General features: G+C 31.4%; 1 protein-coding gene. It reads right to left on the bottom strand.

Annotation, left to right across the window (positions count from 1 at the left end; genetic code table 11):
- Positions 1–580 (bottom strand): hypothetical protein (locus tag RM529_RS17720; protein ID WP_311486053.1); only part of this gene is annotated, 580 nt, incomplete at both ends.

Raw genomic sequence — 580 nt, 5'->3', positions numbered from 1 at the left:
AATAGCTACTATAGAGAAAAAATCTGGAGTATTTAACGCAAAGAGATTATAAATAAAATAGCTTTGAATTATTGCAGGCCCAAATAAAACTAATGCTTGAGCTGTAAGACTAGGTAATCTAAGCCATATGCTCAGATCGTTTTTCTCTGATTGAAAATCTAATGTGTGGAATAGTATATTGAACGGTTTAATAATTTTACTGGTATTACTAAGAATTCCCAGGTTAAATAACTCCCGACTTATTTCGTCAAATTTAATACGAAGGTCATTGTTATGATACCATCTAACTACATTAACCAAGTACAGATAACTAAAAAACACTGCAATCCCATTCAATAATATACTCTTATCGGATATTTCAATAACAGACGCATTTAGTTTCCCAATAACATCATATAAGAGCAGAAAATAAATTGATAAAGCCAGAACCAATAGGGAGGAATTTCGCCTAATTGCTTGATTGTTATTTCTAATATTATCAATAACAATAGTGAGGTAAGTCACTTTTAAAGAAGCATCTGAAACCTCACCGTCTTGCTCTGGATTTTTAAGGGATTCCAAATAATCACTTAATCCTTTC

The organism is Autumnicola edwardsiae, from assembly GCF_031846505.1.
Classification (GTDB): Bacteria; Bacteroidota; Bacteroidia; order Flavobacteriales; family Flavobacteriaceae; genus Autumnicola; species Autumnicola edwardsiae.
The sequence above is the reverse complement of the archived record's forward strand: the minus strand, read 5'-3'. Positions and strand labels throughout refer to the sequence as shown.